The following is a 15,953-nucleotide window of genomic DNA, read 5'->3' as shown; positions in this document are numbered from 1 at the left end:
GGCGTTGCGTCCACGGGGTAGCTGCCCCTTGCACCGGCACCGGTGTTGCACCCCGGGGCTCCGCCCCGGACCCCGCTGCTCAATCGCCGCAGGGGCTGGATCGGCCCACCCGTCGCGAGAGGGGAGAGAGTCCGGAGTGGGTGGAGTGGACCTCCGGCTACCGGCCGGTGGCCTTCGGCTTCGGGGCGTCGTGGCACGTTCCCAGATCGAGCCATCCGAGCTTCAGCCGGTGCCATCCTCCTGTCGTGTAGCCACCGCTCTCCCGGTCGAAAACGGCTGCCGATATGCCGTCCCCGTCCTGATGGCCGACGTAGTGGCCCTCTGTACCGTCCCCGGTCGACTGGAAGATCTGGAGTTCCGCGCGGCCGTCGTGATTCAGGTCCGTGGCCCGCACTCCTGACACGAACGACTTGTACGGCATGCGGATGGTGCCGGTCCTGGCACTGCTCAAGTCGGTCGCGAGCGGTCCGTAGTGCACCTCGTGGGTGATCATGTTGTCCTCCGGTGAGTCTCCGGTGTCGTGCTGGCTGTAGAACAGGGCCAGATCGATGTACCCGTCACCGTCGAAGTCCCCGAAGGTCCCGCGCGTCTCCATGTCGTCGGACCACACGCCTCGGAACTTCTGCCAGCGCCCGCGCGCCTTTTCGACCCGGACGGTGCCGCCGCCTCCGAAGCTCACCAAGGGATCGCCCTCACGGGTCTTGTCGTAGATCTCGTCCTGATGTCCGTCGGCGTCCACGTCGGCGCGCAGGGTGGTGTCGTTCAGCGCGCATATCTCCATCTGCGCGTGACTGCCTGGCTTGGGCCCCATGACCGACAGCTGCCAACCGACCACGCCGATCACGGCGAGGGCCGCACTCGCGACCACGGTGTACCGACGTCGCCGTTCGCGCCGCCGCGACAGCGAGGAGGGCACGTTCCGGGCCCCGGACGGAGCCCCGGACGGAGCCCCGGACCCGGACGGCCGTGGGGTCGCATCGGCGGAGGGAGTCATGGCGGCACACTAGGTCGGCGCGCGACAGCACAGTCCGACCCCGGGGATCCGTAACGGAGCTGAGTCGCAAGGGCGATCCCCCCGAAGCCTCAGCAGCCGACTCTGTCGGGGATCTTGGTCGTCGGTCTGGTCGGTCTCTGCCGGACCGCCAAGACCTCGGCCTGGTGCTTCCGTTCAGCATGTGAGGATCTTGCGGGCGAGGAGATTGCGGTGGGCGGTCCCCCAGCGAGTGCGCAAGCGGCGGGTTCCGTGGAGCCAGGCGCTGGGCCGCTTCGGCGCGGTCCGGGCCGGCCGGGGCCGTGTTCTGTGCCGCGGCGGGCGATGACAGGTGTGACGCCCCGTTCGCGGAGTCGGTGCCGGTCGGTGTCGTGGTCGTAGGCACGGTCGGCGTACAGCCACCGTGCCCCCTGCGGCAGTTCGACCACCCCTCACTCCGGGCCCCCGCCAACCACGGCTCCCCACCGGTACGCTCAGCCACCACCGCCTCAGGCGCCCCGTCAACTACGGCTCCCCCCCCGGTACGCTCGACCACCACCGCCCCAGGCGGCCCGGCACCACAACTCCCCTCCGCGACCGCCACCCCCCGGGCGCCTCGCCAACCACGCCTCCCCACCCCGGCGTTCGACCGCCACTGCCCCGGGCACCCGGCACCCCCTCCCCTCCGCGACGTTAGACCGCCACCGCCTCGGGCGCCCCGGCAACCATGCCTCCCCACCAGGACGTTCAGCCACCACCCCGGGCGCCCGGCAACCACACTTCCCCACCCCGACGCTCGACCGCCACCACCCCAGGCGCCTCGCCAGCCACGGCTCCCCACCCCCTGCGGCCTACGCCGCCCCTGCCTTGGGCAATCTGCCGCCTGGGGCGGCAGGGTGGGCAAGGCGGCGCACGGTGCCGCGCAACGAGTACGGCAGGCGCCGACCACGGCACAACCTCGACGTCACGGTGCCGCGCAACGAGAACGACAGGCGCCGACCACGGCACGGGCCCAGAGCCCCGGCCCCGCGCAACGGGCACCACCACCCCGGGCAGCCGAAGCCCCCGGAGGGGGCGGGCGGGTGGGAGATAGGCGGGGACCGGCGCAGCCGGGCAAAGAACGGTGCCGAACGCCGTTACGGCACACGCTGGCCCGGTGCAGCCCAAAAGCCCGGTACCGCGCACCGTTATGCCACGCCCCGCCCCCGGCACAGCACAGAACCCCGGTACCGCGCACCACTCACCACACACCCCACCCCCGGCACAGCACAGAACCCCGCCGCCGCGCACCCCTCACCACAGGCGCCAACCCCGGCACCCCCCGGACCACCGGCACCCGACCCGAAACCCCGCCCCCGGCACCCGCACCGCCGCCGGCCCCGGCCCCGTCACACCCGATACCGCCGCAACGCCGGGACGGCGAACGCGAGGGCCAGCATCACCACCACGACCAGAACCCCACCCCCGGCCACCGCAGGCCCCGCCCCGAAGGCCGACCCCGCCGACCCGTGGAGGACGTCCGCCAGCCTGGGCCCACCCGCGACGACCACCGTGAACACCCCCTGCATCCGCCCCCGCATCTCGTCCGTCGCGGCCGACAGCAGAATCGCCCCACGGAAGACCATCGAGACCATGTCGGCGACCCCCGCCACGGCGAGGAACACGACCGCGAGCCACAGACTGCCGCTCAGCCCGAACCCCGTAATGGCCAGGCCCCACGCCACGATCGCCCCGATCACCATCCACCCGTGCCGCTTCGCCCGCGAGAACGTCCCGGAGAACAGTCCCCCGACCACCGCCCCGATCGGAATCGCCGCGAACAGCAGCCCGAGCGCGAGCCCCTCCCCGTACGGCGCGTAGGTCTCCGCGGCGAGCTGCGGGAACAGGGCGCGCGGCATGCCGAACACCATCGCGATGATGTCCGCGAGGAAGGACAGCAACAGCACCTTGTGCGTGGACATGTAGCGGAAGCCGTCGACGATCTCCCGTACGCCCGCCCGCTTCTTGACCAGCGTGCCGAGCGGCGGCAGCGCGGGCAGCCGGTACACCGCCCACACGGTGACGCACAGCGCGACGGCGTCGATCAGATACAGCTCCGGCAGCCCGATGACGGGGATGAGGACACCCGCGAGCAGCGGGCCGACGACCTGGCCGGTCTGCATCACCGTCGAGCCGAGCGCGTTGGCCGCGGCCAGTTGGCTCTCGGGAACGAGCCTCGCGATGGACGCGTTGCGGGCCGGCGCGTTGAGGCCCCAGAACGCCTGCTGCATCGCGAGCAGCACCATCAGCACGGCCACCGAGTCGAGCCCGGATATCGCCTGCACCCAGAAGAGGACCGAGGTCACGGCGATGCCGCTGTTGGTGATCAGAAGCAGCTTGCGCCGGTCCATGTGGTCGGCGATCGCGCCGCCCCACAGCGCGAACACCACGAGCGGCACGAGCCCCGCCATGCTCGCGGCGCCGACCCAGGCCGATGACCCGGTGATGTCGAAGATCTGCTTGGGCACGGCGACCGCGGTGAGCTGGCTGCCGACGGCCGTGACGATGGTCGATGACCACAGCCGACGGTAGGCGGGGATGCGCAGGGGCCGGGTGTCCATGGCCCAGCGTCGCCAGCCACGCGGCTTGGCCTCGGCCTCCGTTCCGTCAGTGGCCCTGCTGTCGTCGCTCGTCTCGCTCGTCTCGCTCGTGTCCACGGCTTCCCTGATTGCTCGCTACATCTATCTGGTCCGGGGTTCAGTGTCCCAGGCGTCGTCGTCGAGTTCGGACAGAGCGAGCAGCTGGTCCGGAGTGACCCCTTCGGGTATCGCCCGCGGCGCCGGCGTCCGGAGCGGCGGCTGCCAGCCGGACTCCGCGTCCCAGCTCCGTACGACACGCGCGGGCGCACCCGCGACCACGGCATGGTCGGGTACGTCGCCGCGCACCACGGCCCCGGCCGCGACCACCACGTTCCGGCCGATGCGGGCGCCCGGCAGGATCACGGCGCCGGTGCCGATCCAGCAGCCGGGGCCGATCTCGACCGGCTCCATCCGGGGCCACTGCTTGCCGATGGGCTCGTGCGGGTCGTCGTACGAATGGTTCGTGGACGTGATGTAGACGTACGGGCCCATGTAGACGTCGCTGCCGATCCGTACCGTCGTATCGGCGATGACATGGCTGCCGCGGCCGATCACGACGCCGTCGCCGAGGGTCAGGATCGGGTCCGGGCCGAGGTCCAGGTCCGGCATCAGGCCCGCTGTCAGGGTGACTTGCTCACCGATGATGCAGTGCGCGCCCAGCCGGATCCACGGCTCGCCGAACACCGTGCCCTGGGGGAACGCGAGCTTCGTTCCGTGCCCGATCGCGCCGAACCGGTGCCCGCCGGACTGCCGCGCGGTGACCGCGCCCTTGCGCTGCACCCAGCGCCATCCGGCCTGTACGAGCCGGTGTCCCGGCCCACCCTTGTCGTTCCGCGTCTTCGGCACGGCGTCACGTTACCCACGCGTATCTTCGACCCCCACCTCGCCGACCTGTGATCTTCGCCCCACGGGTACGGTTCGCTCTGGCGCGACGCAGGATGATCACTTCACGTAGGGAGCACAGACCTCATGTCCCACGAGGCACTCGTCACCGGCATCGGCGACAAGGAACCGAAGGTGGACCCGGAGGCGTTCGTCGCCCCGACGTCCGTGGTGATCGGCGACGTGACGCTGAGCGCCGGCTCGAGCGTCTGGTACGGCGCGGTGCTGCGCTCCGAGGTCGAGCCGATCACGCTCGGCGCGGACAGCAACATCCAGGACAACTGCACGGTGCACGTCGACCTCGGGTTCCCCGCGACGATCGGCGAGCGCGTCTCCGTCGGCCACAACGCGGTGCTTCACGGCTGCACCGTGGAGGACGACTGCCTCATCGGGATGGGGGCGACCGTGCTCAACGGCGCGGTGATCGGGGCGGGTTCGCTGGTCGCGGCGAACGCGCTGGTGCCGCAGGGGATGGTGGTTCCGCCCGGATCGATGGTCGCGGGCGTCCCGGCGAAGGTACGGCGTGAGCTGTCCGCGGAGGAGCGGGAGATGCTCACGCTGAACGGGACGCATTACGTGGAACTGGCGAAGGTGCATCGGAGCGCGCACGAGTAGGCATCACCTGCGGCGGGGTTGCGGTCGCGGGGCTCCGCCCCGGACCCCGCTGCTCAATCGCCGCAGGGGCTTGAAAAAGTCGGGCGCTGTCCCGGCCTCGTCCCTCGATCGCCGACGGGGCTTGAAAGGCCTCAGCCAGCCGGCTCCGGCTCGGCCTCCGCCGCCGACTCCTCATGCTCCGCCACCATCTTCGCCGCCCGCCGCTTCACGATCAGCATGGATGCCAGGCCGATCAGGACGGCCACGCCCAGGCCCACGTACGAGAACTTCTTGAGCCAGTCCTCCGCGACCACACCCACGTAGTAGATGACCGCGGTCGTGCCGCCGGCCCAGACCACGCCGCCCAGGAGGTTCGCGATGAGGAACTTCCAGTACGGCATGTGCAGGACGCCCGCGAGCGGTCCGGCGAAGATGCGGAGCAGGGCGATGAAGCGGCCGAAGAAGACGGCCCACATGCCCCACTTCTCGAAGGACCGCTCGGCGGTGGCGACGTGTCCCGGACCGAAGTGCTTCGGGAACTTGCGCCCCATCTTGGCGAGCAGCGGGCGCCCGCCCTTGCGGCCGATCGCGTACCCGATGGAGTCACCGACGACGGCGCCCGCGCTGGCGCAGGCTCCGAGGATGACCGGATTGACATCGCCGTGCTGCGAGGAGAGCAGCGCCGCGGAGATGAGCACGATCTCGCCGGGCAGCGGGATCCCGAGGCTCTCGACGCCGATCACGCCTGCCACCAGCAGGTAGACGGCGACCGCCGGAATCGTGTCGAGCCATGCCTGGACGTGCATCGACGCCGCCTCCCGTACCCACCAAAGTTGCTTGTGCCCGGCGCGCGCTCCCCTCCGGTACGCGCACGCCGGGCAGCCTACCTGCTCCCTATGACGCCGCCGCGTCCCACAAGGTGCAGTGATGTTCGCGATGAACGGCCGTGGAGAGGGTGATCCCGCCCACACCTGATGTCTTCAGTGACAGCACGTGTCCGGGTGTCCGCCGCTGGTCGGGCATGGCGGGCGCGCCGTCGGCCCGCGGGGCGCCGCCCCTGATGAAGGAGCCCCAGTACTGCACCATCCGGTCGGCGAGCGCCCGCTGTTCGGTGTCGAGCGGGGAGTCGAGCCCGAAGTGCTTGAAGAGGTACTGCACCTCGTTGACGTGCGTGGCGCCGAAGTCGAACGTTTTGCCCGCCTCCCTGATCGACGCGAACGGCGGTGAGGTGCTGTCCGCGAACTCGTAGGCGTAGACGGGCGGCCCGCTCCCCGCGAGCCGCTGGTCGAGCCGGAGCGCCGGGCACGCCATGAGCTGGTCGCCCTGCGCGGCGGCGTACGCGTGGGTGGGCGACGCGTAGTCGGAGAGGGGGTAGGCGCGCAGGGCCTTCTCCCCCGTCGCCTTCCCGTACGTGTCCGTGAGCGCCTTCGGGTAGGCCTCGGCCGTGAGCGGTTTGCCCTGGCCGTCGTACGCGCCGTACGCGAAGAGGGTTCCCTCGTCCTTGTTGGCGCCGTTGAGGACGGGCACATGGGCCGAGCGTCCCCCGGTGATCGCGGCGGCCGGCTGCTCGGGCAGGAACTCGCCGCCGGTCACCGGCGCCCAGTCGAATCCGGCCTGCGCGTCGAGGATCTCCTTGGCCGACTTGCCGCGCAGGCACGCCACCGTGTGCGCAGCCGCTCCGCACCCGGCCTTCTCCGCGAACCTCGCACCCTCGGCGACGGCCGCAGTGTGCGTGCGGGCCGCACAGTCCCCGTACGCCCCGGACTCGATGATCCCGGCGCGGAACAGGCCGCGCCCGCTCGGCGACGCGAGCTGGGTGCACACCGAGCGCCCGCCCGCGGACTCGCCGGCGATCGTCACGCGGTCCCGGTCCCCGCCGAAGCTTCCGATGTTGGCGCGCACCCAGCGCAGCGCCAGCTGCTGGTCCTGGAGGCCGAAGTTGCCCGAGACGCCGTCGGAGGCCTGGTCGTCGAGGCCCGCCGCCGCCAGGAAACCCATCGCTCCCAGGCGGTAGTTGACGGTGACGACGACCGTGCCGGTGCGGCGCGCGAAGGTGTCGGGGACGATGTCGGCGCCCGCGCCCGCGGTGAGCCCGCCGCCGTGCAGCCACACCATGACGGGCCGCCCCGCAGAGCCGTCCGGCGCGTACACGTTCAGGTCGAGGCAGTCCTCCGTGTACGTCGGGTCCTCGTATCCGGGGTCCCAACTCGACGCCTGTACGCACCTGTCGGAGAAGTCGGTGGCGTCGCGCACGCCGCGCCAGGAGTGCGCCGGGCGCGGCTCCCGCCAGCGCAGCTTGCCGACGGGCGGTTCGGCGTACGGGATTCCGAGGAACTGCCGCCCCTCGTCGGTGTGCTGCCCGCGCACCCAGCCGGACGCGGTGTGCGCCAGGGGTCCTTCGGACCGTTCGGTGGCCTGCGCCGGCACCAGGGCCGCGGCGGTCAGCGCCACCACGGCCGCGAGCACCACGCGTATTCGACCGCGTCTCATGTCACTTCTCCCTCTTCGCTCGACCCCGCATCCGTGCGCACCGCGAAACCGAAGCGGAAACTATGGCCGACGTTGACTCGTGTCAACAGGTTGCACAAGAAAGGGAGTTGGACGAGAGGCAACGAGAAGCGAGGAAGGCGCCACCCCATCGGGCAGCGCCTTCCTCGCCGTGCGGACCGCGCTCCGCGGTTCCCGCTCTCAACTGTTGGGACGCAGCGTCCAGACAACCGTCATCTCGCCGGTCACGGCCCCGTCCTCGCGCGTGATCGCGATGCTCACCGGGAACTCGGGGCGCTCTCCCGCGTCGAGCTCGGCGACCACGTCGGCGGCCGGACGGCCGAGCGTCGCGGTGGCGGTGACCGGGCCCATCGCCAGCTTCTTGTACGCGATGTCGGCGCTCACGGCGAGCGGCACGGCGCGCGAGAGCTGGTCGCCGAAGGCGGCGAGCACGATGGCGCCACTCGCGGACTCGCCGAGCGTGAACATCGCTCCGGCGTGCGGTCCGCCGACGTGATTGTGGTAGTCGGGCTGGTCGGGCAGCGCGACGACCGCCTTCTCGGGCGTGGTCTCGTGGAACTCGAGGTTCAGGGTGCGGGCCATCGGCACCGTGGCGGCGAGCATCTCGCCGATGGACATCTGATCTGCGCTCATGCCCGAATGTTACCCGCCGGTAGCAAGCTTGACCATCCCTCCCCTCCCCTAGGGACAACCGGGAGATATCAGGCATCGACCGACCAATCACCCGGTGTCCGGGGAAACGGTTTGTCGATTCGGCGGCATGGCGGCGATAGTCCCTCAGTGACCTCTGCCGCCACCCCCGAACCGAAGCGTCCACGCCTGCGCCCCGCATGGGCCGGGCGGAACTACACGCTGCTCTCCGTGTCGGCGGTCGTCACGACACTGGGGGCGCACGGCGCGCTGATCGCCTCGGCGTTCGCCGTGCTCGACGCGGGCGGCGACGGCGGCGACGTGGGCCTGGTGGCCGCGGCCCGCACGCTGTTCCTGGTCGTGTTCCTGCTGGTGGGCGGCGCGGTCGCCGACCGGCTGCCGCGGCACCACGTGATGGTCGCGGCGAACGCCCTCAACTTCCTCTCCCAGGGCGCGTTCGCGCTGCTCGTCCTCCAGGGCGACCCGAAGCTGTGGCAGATGATGGCGCTCAGCGCGCTCGGCGGCACTGGGCAGGCGTTCTTCAACCCCGCGGCCGAGGGCATGCTCATGGCCTCCGTCTCCGGGGAACAGGCGAGCCGCGCCTTCGCCATGTTCCGGATGGGGATGTCAGGGGCCGGTGTGGGCGGCGCCGCGCTCGGCGGGGCGATGGTCGCGGCGTTCGGACCCGGCTGGGTGCTCGCCGTGGACGCGGTGGCGTTCCTGGTCGCGGGCGCGCTGCGGATGTTCCTCGACGTACGGCACATCGCGCCGCGGGAGCCCGGCGGCGGGCTGCTCGCCGATATGCGGGACGGGTGGCGGGAGGTCATCGGCCGACCGTGGCTGTGGACGATCGTGGCCCAGTTCGCGGTCGTGGTCGCGGTAGTGGGCGCGGCCGAGTCGGTGTTCGGGCCGCTGGTGGCGCGCGACGAACTGGGCGGGGCGGGGCCGTGGGGCATCGCGCTCGGCGCGTTCGGCGTGGGCACGATCCTCGGCGGACTGCTGATGATGCGGTGGAAGCCGAAGCGTCTGCTGTTCGCGGCGACGCTCTCCGTCTTCTCCCTCGCCCTGCCGTCGGCGGCGCTCGCGGTACCCGTGCCGCTCGGCCTGCTGATCGCCGTGATGTTCGTCAGCGGCGTCACCATCGAGATATTCGGCGTCTCCTGGATCACCGCGCTGCACCAGGAGATCCCCGAGGAGAAACTCTCCCGCGTCTCGGCCTACGACTGGTTCGGCTCGGTGGCGATGGTGCCGCTGGCCACCGCGCTCGCCGGCCCGGCGGAGTCCGCCTTCGGCCGGTCGGCCTCGCTGTGGGGGTGCGCGGCGCTCGTGGTCGTGGCGACGGCAGCGGTGCTGTTCGTGCCGGACGTACGGCACCTGCGGCGACGCGAACCGGCGACCGCCGCGCCCCACGACCCCACGCTGACCGACCCCACGCTCGCCGAACCTCCCGTCACCCCACGCTGAACGAACCGCCCGGCGGCTCCGGCGACGGTGCCGCGTTCCCGTCGTCGACCGGGTGCGCGTCGCCGGTGAAGCGGCGCAGCGCACGGCCGTGTTCGACGCGGGCCGGGAAGGCGTCGCGGGCCGTGCGCCGGGCGATCTCCGCCACGTCGAGCTCGGCGCGGGAGGCCAGCAGCACCGCGTTGCCGAAGCGCCGGCCGCGCAGCACGGAGGGCTCCGCGACCAGTGCGACGTGCGGGAACACGGCCGCGAAGGTGGCCACCTGGGAGCGCAGGAACGTGAACGGGGCGCCGTCGGCGAGGTTCGCCGCGTAGATGCCGCCCGGCCGCAGCACCCGGTCCGCCTCTCGCGCGTACGCGCGCGTGGTCAGGTGCGCGGGCACCCGTGACCCGCCGAAGACGTCGGCGACGAGGACGTCGGCGCTGTCGTCGGGCGCCGCCTCCAGCCAGCCGCGGGCGTCGGCGCCGTGCACCGTGACGCCCGCGTCGGCCGGTACCGGCAGATGCTCGGCGACCAGCGCCAGCAGTCCGCGGTCGGCCTCCACCACGTCCTGCCGGGAGCCGGGGCGGGTGACCGCGACATACCGGGGCAGCGTGAGGGCGCCCCCGCCGAGGTGCAGCACGTCGAGCGGGGCGCCGGACCCGGCCACGCAGTCGAGGACGTGGCCGAGCCGGCGCGCGTACTCGAACTCCAGGTGGGCGGGCTCGTCCAGGTCGACGTACGACTGGGGCGCACCGTCCACCGTGAGCAGCCAGGCCCGCCGCCGGTCGACGTCGGGCAGCAGCTTGGCGGTGCCGTGGTCGACGTCACGGGTGACGGGTATCGGCTCGGGTCCGGACTCGGATGCGTTCACGTGCACATTGTGCCGTCGCGGGGCCGGAACCCGTACGGTCCCGGCCCCGCTCCGATTCACTCCACGGACGTCACCGTCCCCGCCCCCACGGTCCGCCCGCCCTCACGGATCGCGAACCCGAGACCGGCTTCGAGCGGCACGTCCCGCCCCAGCTCCACCGTCATGGCGACGGTCTCGCCGGGCCGCGCGACGGCCACCTCCCCGAGGTCGACGTCCCCCACGACGTCCCCCGTACGCAGGTAGAACTGCGGCCGGTACCCGGTGGCGACGGGCGTGGAACGGCCGCCCTCCGCCGCCGACAGCACGTACACCTGCGCGGTGAAGCGGCGCGCGGGCTTGACCGTGCCGGGCTCGGCGACGACGTGCCCGCGCCGCACCGCGTCCCGCGGCACACCTCGGAGCAGCAGCGCCACGTTGTCCCCCGCCTGCGCCTCCTCCATCGGCTTGCCGAAGGTCTCGACGCCGGTGACGACGGTCTCCCCTTCCTTGAGGGACTCCGCCCCGTAGACCCGCACCCGGTCGCCGACCCGTACGCGGCCTCGCTCGACCGCGCCGGTCACCACCGTGCCGCGCCCGCTGATGGTCATCACGTTCTCGACGGACAACAGGAACGGCGCGTCCACGTACCGCTCCGGCATCGGAACGTACGTGTCCACCGCGTCGAGCAGCGCCTCGATCGACGCCGTCCACCGCGGGTCCCCCTCAAGGGCCTTGAGCCCGGAGACCCGCACGACGGGCACGGAGTCGCCCCCGTACCCGTGCGCGGACAGCAGCTCGCGCACTTCGAGCTCGACCAGGTCGGTGAGCTCCTCGTCCCCCGCGTCCGCCTTGTTGATGGCGACGACGATGTGGTCGACGCCCACCTGGCGGGCGAGCAGTACGTGCTCGGCGGTCTGCGGCATGATCCCGTCGAGCGCCGAGACGACGAGGATCGCCCCGTCGAGCTGCGCGGCGCCCGTGACCATGTTCTTGACGTAGTCGGCGTGGCCCGGCATGTCCACGTGCGCGTAGTGCCGGGTGTCGGTCTCGTACTCGACGTGCGCGATGTTGATGGTGATGCCGCGCTGCGCCTCCTCGGGCGCCTTGTCGATCCGGTCGAACGGTACGAACGTGCCGGCGCCGCGCTCGGCGAGGACCTTGGTGATGGCGGCGGTGAGTGTGGTCTTGCCGTGGTCGACGTGGCCCATGGTGCCGATGTTGAGGTGCGGCTTGGTGCGCACGTATGCCGTCTTGGGCATGGCGATGAGGTCCCTTCGGGAACTTCAGAAAAGTACTGGCCTCCGAGCGGGAGGCGGGGACCCCTGAGCCGGACCGACCCTCCCCCTGCGGGGTCCGCCGGAATGTCCGGAGAGGGTCAGCTTCGCGCGCCGTCAGCTGCGGCGGCGGTCAGGAGGACGGCAGCCAGAGCTGCGTCCGCGACTGCGGACGGAGCTGCGTGGAAGGCGTGCCGGAACATGTGGCAGATCTTCTCCGACGCGGCGCCCCGCGTCGAACGATTTTCCGCGCCCCGTACGGGAGTTACCCGCCTACGTTCTTCAGGGCCTCGCGCACCGAGAGCGGACTGAGGGTGTCCCGGTGCGCGGCGACGAAGGACCGTACGGCCTCGGCGTCGGTCTTGGCGTACTCGCGCAGGGCCCAGCCGATCGCCTTGCGGATGAAGAAGTCGGGGTGCCCGGACTGCCGCAGGCAGTAGCCGAAGAGCCGGTCGGTGTCGGTGGCTTCCTTGTGGCGGAGCTGGTGGAGGAGCGCGGTCCTCGCGACCCAGAGGTTCTCGTCCCCGATCCACGCGTCCATGTCGGCGCGCAGCTTCGGGTCGGCCGCGACGAGGCCGCCGACGATGTGCGCCGCCAGGTGGTCCACGGTGTCCCACCACGGCACGGTCGTGACCAGTTCGCGTGCGACCGGCAGGAAGCCGGACGTGAGACGTCGCACATGGCGGCGCAGGTAGTCGACCCCGAAGTAGGCGTACTCGCGCTCGGGCAGCGCCCAGCAGCGCAGCGCGACGGCGGTGAGGTCGCTCTCGTCGGGACGCGGCGTGCCGGCGAGCACGACCTTGGTCAGCTCCCGGCGCACGGGCGACGTAAGGCCCAGGAAGGGCGCCACATCCTTCATGTACGCGCGCATCTGCGCCGCCCGCTCGGGGTCGGCGGCCGCGCCGTACACCTCGGGGAGCCGGGCGAGCAGGGTGTCGGCGAGAACGCTGGGCGGCGGCGCGATGACGACCACGTGACGCTCCTCGCAACTGGGGCAAGAGCCGGGAAAGTGAGACACAACCTACGGCGATCTTATGTGGGGGTCGGTTAGTCTCCCCGGATGTTCGAGACCGTCCCCGCCCGTCCCGCCGGGTTCGCCGCCCGCTGCGGCCAGGCGCTGCTGTCGCCGTGGTCGCGGCTTTCGCTGCTGGTGCTGCTGCTGGCCGCGGGCGCGACGTGCGTGCTGCTCTTCGAGCCGCAACAGCTGATCACGCACGGCTGGCCGCCGCAGGTGAACGGGGCGGCGGCGGTCGTCCTGTTCGCGGTGGCGTACGGCGTGTGCACGGTCGCGTTCGTCCCGAGACCGCTGCTCAACCTGGCGGCGGGCGCCCTGTTCGGTTCCCAGCTGGGGCTGCTCGGGGCGATCGGCGGGACAGTGCTGGGCGCCGGGCTCGCCTTCCTGCTCGGCCGGTTCCTCGGCCAGGACGCGCTGCGGCCGCTGCTGCGCGGGCGCTGGCTGAAGGCGGCGGACGGGCAGCTCAGCGAGCACGCCTTCCGGTCGATGCTCGCGGCCCGGCTGTTCCCCGGCATCCCGTTCTGGGCGGCGAACTACTGCGCGTCGATCTCGAAGATGAGCATCGTCCCGTTCCTCCTCGCCACGGCGCTCGGCTCGATCCCGAACACGGCGGCGTACGTGGTGGCGGGCGCACGCGCGTCGACGCCCACGTCGCCCATCTTCCTGATCGCGATGGGCTTCATCGTCGTCACGGGGTGCGCGGGCGCGGTCGTGGCGTGGTGCAAGCGTCATCAGCTGCGGAAGCGGACGGCGCAGGAGGACTGACCGGCTCCCCCTTGAGGCCCCTGCCGAGGCGCAGCGTCACCGCGACGGAGGCCACGGCGAGCGCCGTCATCGCGGTGGCGGGCGAGGTCGCCTGGGCCAGCGCGCCCGCGAGCACCGCGCCCACTCCCTGCATGGTCAGCATCCCGGCGGTGTGCAGCCCGAGGGCGTGCCCGCTCAGGCGCTCCGGGGTCAGCGCCACCAGCCGCTCCTGCAACAGCAGGCTCGCCGAGAAGCCGACCGAGGCGAGGGCGACCGCCGCCACGGCGAACGGCAGGGCGGGCCGCAGGGCGAACACCAGATACGGGACGGCGAGCAGCAGCCGCAGCGGTGCGGCGAGCCGGGCGCGCCACCAGGGCGGCAGGAAGCGGCCGGTGAGGATGTCCCCGGCGAGCATGCCCAGGGCGGCGCTCGCGAGCAGCACTCCCGCGTGCCCGGTGTCGTAGGGGACGAACAGCGCCTCGCAGCCGACGATCAGCCCGTTGGGCACCCACAGCGCCAGATAGACGTACCGGCGCGGGACCGAGGACCACAGGGCGGCGTTGCCGCGCATCGTCTCGCGCGGGGACGGGCGCCCTGCGGCGCGCGCCGGGTGCCGGGTCAGTCCGCACCGCGCGACCACCGCGGCGAGCACGTAGAGCCCGGCGCCGACGAGGAGCGTGCCGCGCGCCGACAGCACGGCGACGAGCAGGCCGCCCAGGGCGTACCCGAGGATCTGGCAGACGCCCGCGCTCATGTTGAGGACGGAGCGGCCGAGCAGATAGCCGTCGCGGGCGAGGATGTCGGTGAGCATGCCGTAGCGGACCCCGCCGCCGAGCGCCGACGGCACGCCCTGGACGAGGACGAGCGCGAGGGCCGCGGCCGTCGGAAGACCGGGCGTCGCCTGCGCCGCCGTGGCGAGACCGAGGAAGAGCGCGAGCCCGACGAGGGCGGCGCGCGGTGGCACCCGGTCCGCCGCGGAGAGCAGCGTGAGCGCGCCGACGACCTGGGCGAGCGAGGGCCCGAACATGGCGAGTGCGGACAGCAGCGGCGATCCGGTCGAGGCGTAGACGAGCGAGCCGAGGGCGAGCCCGCTCACCGTCTGCCCGGCGATCTGGAGCGAGACGGTGGCGAAGAGGGAGGGGAATTCGGGCGTGCGGAACAGCTCCCGGTAGGTGTCCATGACGGGAGGCTGCGGGGTGGCGGACGAGGGGCGTTAATGTTTCGCGCACCCGCGAAACAACCAGGGTCGGCGAAACTACGGGGCCGACGAAACTACGGGGGACGGGGGGTGCGGCCGTGGGCATCTGGCAGGTCGACGCGGACACGCTCGCGGGCAGCCGGTTCATCGTGTCGCGGCGCGCCGAGGCGACCGCGAGCCTGAAGAAGCTGGCGAATCCCGTCGCCGCGCACCCCGGTGAGCGCCGCTGGCTGGACACCCACCTGCCCGCCTACCGCGCGCGACTCGCCGCGGAGCCGACGACGGCGCTGCTGCTGGATGCCGCGTTCGGGGCGCGCTGGATCGCCGACTTCATGACGCCCACTCCCGACGGCGCCCGCGAGGACGACCTGGCGGACGGCCTCGCGCGGATCCGCGCCACACCGTCGGCCGCCGTCCGCGCCGACCTCGCGGTCTCCTCCCCCGGCCCGCTGCCCGACGCGCTCGCCCACGCCGAGGACCTGGCGGAACGCGCGGCGGCGCTGCTCGCGTGGGTGTGGCGGGAGACGGTGCTTCCGGAGTGGCCGCGGCGCCGTCGGATCATCGAGGCCGATGTCCTCGCCAGGACAAGGGAGTTGACGCGGGGCGGCTGGGCGGCGGCCTTCGGCGGGATGCGCCCCACGATGGGCTGGCTCGGCGAGGGCCGGCTCCGGATCAACGCGCACGACTACCCGCCACGGGACATCACCGGCACCCAACTGCTGTTCGTCCCGGTCACCCCGAAGCAGGGCTGGGTGTCCTGGCCGGAGCGGGCGCCGGTCGACCGGTACGCCGTGATCTACCCGTGCGCGGGCGCCCTCGCGGACGTTGACAGGGCGGCGCCGCCCGACGCGCTCGCGGCGCTGCTCGGCGCGGCCCGCGCGCAGGTCCTCGTCCTCCTCGAACAGCCGCTGACCACCAGCCAGTTGGTGGCCCTCACAGGACAGGGCCTCGGCTCGGTGGGCCGCCACCTGAAGGTGCTGCACGGGGCCCGCCTCGTAGAGCGGCGCAGGGCGGGTCGCTCGGTGCTCTACTTCCGTACGCCGACGGGGGACGCGCTCCTGCGGGCCCAACGGCCGGGCCTGTAAAGGTTCCGCTCACTCCGTTGTGGTGCTCCCGTCACTTTCGAACGCTACTCTGCCCCACGCGTACCCCGGGCCCGGTGTGACGGGAGTTCGCGCCGCCCCGTCTGGCCCGCGTTCGCGGCCGGTTCCGCCGAGCACCTGGATC

Annotated in this window: 14 protein-coding genes and 1 pseudogene; 4 read left to right on the top strand and 11 right to left on the bottom strand. The window is 72.3% G+C overall.

Translation table 11 applies throughout. The features are described 5' to 3' along the window. Positions 1-157: 157 nt before the first annotated feature. From ACOKM3_RS34285 to ACOKM3_RS34270, 4 genes and pseudogenes are all read right to left on the bottom strand, one after another. Positions 158-916 (bottom strand): hypothetical protein, encoded by a 759-nt coding sequence (locus ACOKM3_RS34285; RefSeq protein WP_426905111.1) that lies wholly within the window; start codon positions 914-916, stop codon positions 158-160. Positions 917-1,216: 300 nt separating this feature from the next. Next, a pseudogene (locus tag ACOKM3_RS34280) lies at positions 1,217-1,395 on the bottom strand (IS5/IS1182 family transposase); the annotation flags it as partial. 963 nt (positions 1,396-2,358) lie between these two features. Beyond that, a complete protein-coding gene (locus ACOKM3_RS34275; RefSeq protein ID WP_426905110.1) occupies positions 2,359-3,666 on the bottom strand; it encodes an MFS transporter in 1,308 nt (435 codons plus the stop codon). A gap of 24 nt (positions 3,667-3,690) precedes the next feature. Continuing rightward, positions 3,691-4,434: an acyltransferase gene (locus ACOKM3_RS34270; RefSeq protein WP_426905109.1), complete on the bottom strand. Its 744-nt coding sequence runs from the start codon at positions 4,432-4,434 to the stop codon at positions 3,691-3,693. 123 nt (positions 4,435-4,557) lie between these two features. On the opposite strand from ACOKM3_RS34270, the gene ACOKM3_RS34265 reads away from it, so the two are divergent. Further along, the gene (locus ACOKM3_RS34265; protein ID WP_426905108.1) at positions 4,558-5,085 is read left to right on the top strand and encodes a gamma carbonic anhydrase family protein; all 528 of its coding nucleotides are present in this window, start codon (positions 4,558-4,560) and stop codon (positions 5,083-5,085) included. Between the two features lie 131 nt (positions 5,086-5,216). On the opposite strand, the gene ACOKM3_RS34260 is transcribed toward ACOKM3_RS34265, so the two are convergent. The 3 genes from ACOKM3_RS34260 to ACOKM3_RS34250 form a co-directional block, all read right to left on the bottom strand. Next, positions 5,217-5,870: a DedA family protein gene (locus ACOKM3_RS34260; RefSeq protein ID WP_426905107.1), complete on the bottom strand. Its 654-nt coding sequence runs from the start codon at positions 5,868-5,870 to the stop codon at positions 5,217-5,219. Between the two features lie 88 nt (positions 5,871-5,958). Beyond that, positions 5,959-7,554, bottom strand: a complete 1,596-nt coding sequence (locus tag ACOKM3_RS34255) for a carboxylesterase/lipase family protein (protein WP_426905106.1) — start codon at positions 7,552-7,554, stop codon at positions 5,959-5,961. Positions 7,555-7,752: 198 nt separating this feature from the next. Then, positions 7,753-8,205 carry a DUF4442 domain-containing protein gene (locus ACOKM3_RS34250; RefSeq protein ID WP_426905105.1) on the bottom strand — a complete coding sequence of 151 codons (453 nt, stop codon included), beginning with the start codon at positions 8,203-8,205 and terminating at the stop codon, positions 7,753-7,755. Between the two features lie 147 nt (positions 8,206-8,352). Here ACOKM3_RS34250 and ACOKM3_RS34245 point away from each other — a divergent pair, with 147 nt between their 5' ends. Next, positions 8,353-9,666 (top strand): MFS transporter, encoded by a 1,314-nt coding sequence (locus tag ACOKM3_RS34245; protein ID WP_426905104.1) that lies wholly within the window; start codon positions 8,353-8,355, stop codon positions 9,664-9,666. On the opposite strand, the gene ACOKM3_RS34240 is transcribed toward ACOKM3_RS34245, so the two are convergent. From ACOKM3_RS34240 to ACOKM3_RS34230, 3 genes are all read right to left on the bottom strand, one after another. Beyond that, positions 9,653-10,516 carry a spermidine synthase gene (locus ACOKM3_RS34240; protein ID WP_426905103.1) on the bottom strand — a complete coding sequence of 288 codons (864 nt, stop codon included), beginning with the start codon at positions 10,514-10,516 and terminating at the stop codon, positions 9,653-9,655. The genes ACOKM3_RS34245 and ACOKM3_RS34240 overlap by 14 nt on opposite strands. 56 nt (positions 10,517-10,572) lie before the next feature. Then, positions 10,573-11,754, bottom strand: a complete 1,182-nt coding sequence (gene tuf, locus ACOKM3_RS34235) for an elongation factor Tu (protein WP_426905102.1) — start codon at positions 11,752-11,754, stop codon at positions 10,573-10,575. A 280-nt stretch (positions 11,755-12,034) separates the two neighbouring features. Next, positions 12,035-12,742, bottom strand: coding sequence for a DNA alkylation repair protein (locus tag ACOKM3_RS34230; protein ID WP_426905101.1), 708 nt, complete (start codon positions 12,740-12,742; stop codon positions 12,035-12,037). 87 nt (positions 12,743-12,829) lie between these two features. On the opposite strand from ACOKM3_RS34230, the gene ACOKM3_RS34225 reads away from it, so the two are divergent. Continuing rightward, on the top strand, positions 12,830-13,549 hold the full coding sequence (locus ACOKM3_RS34225; protein WP_426905100.1) for a TVP38/TMEM64 family protein: 720 nt from the start codon (positions 12,830-12,832) through the stop codon (positions 13,547-13,549). On the opposite strand, the gene ACOKM3_RS34220 is transcribed toward ACOKM3_RS34225, so the two are convergent. After that, a complete protein-coding gene (locus tag ACOKM3_RS34220; RefSeq protein WP_426905099.1) occupies positions 13,473-14,708 on the bottom strand; it encodes an MFS transporter in 1,236 nt (411 codons plus the stop codon). The two genes, ACOKM3_RS34225 and ACOKM3_RS34220, sit on opposite strands and share 77 nt — an antisense overlap. A gap of 116 nt (positions 14,709-14,824) precedes the next feature. On the opposite strand from ACOKM3_RS34220, the gene ACOKM3_RS34215 reads away from it, so the two are divergent. Continuing rightward, positions 14,825-15,811, top strand: coding sequence for an ArsR/SmtB family transcription factor (locus tag ACOKM3_RS34215; RefSeq protein ID WP_426905098.1), 987 nt, complete (start codon positions 14,825-14,827; stop codon positions 15,809-15,811). Positions 15,812-15,953: the final 142 nt, after the last annotated feature.

It is taken from the genome of Streptomyces nidicola (genome assembly GCF_050106155.1).
In the GTDB taxonomy this organism is placed as follows: domain Bacteria; phylum Actinomycetota; class Actinomycetes; order Streptomycetales; family Streptomycetaceae; genus Streptomyces.
The sequence above is the reverse complement of the archived record's forward strand: the minus strand, read 5'-3'. Positions and strand labels throughout refer to the sequence as shown.

Coding starts and splice junctions, on each gene's coding strand:
- ACOKM3_RS34255 (WP_426905106.1), bottom strand. CDS start 7,554: ATGAGACGCGGTCGAATACGCGTGGTGCTCGCGGCCGTGGTGGCGCTG.
- tuf (WP_426905102.1), bottom strand. CDS start 11,754: ATGCCCAAGACGGCATACGTGCGCACCAAGCCGCACCTCAACATCGGC.
- ACOKM3_RS34220 (WP_426905099.1), bottom strand. CDS start 14,708: ATGGACACCTACCGGGAGCTGTTCCGCACGCCCGAATTCCCCTCCCTC.
- ACOKM3_RS34260 (WP_426905107.1), bottom strand. CDS start 5,870: ATGCACGTCCAGGCATGGCTCGACACGATTCCGGCGGTCGCCGTCTAC.
- ACOKM3_RS34265 (WP_426905108.1), top strand. CDS start 4,558: ATGTCCCACGAGGCACTCGTCACCGGCATCGGCGACAAGGAACCGAAG.
- ACOKM3_RS34250 (WP_426905105.1), bottom strand. CDS start 8,205: ATGAGCGCAGATCAGATGTCCATCGGCGAGATGCTCGCCGCCACGGTG.
- ACOKM3_RS34225 (WP_426905100.1), top strand. CDS start 12,830: ATGTTCGAGACCGTCCCCGCCCGTCCCGCCGGGTTCGCCGCCCGCTGC.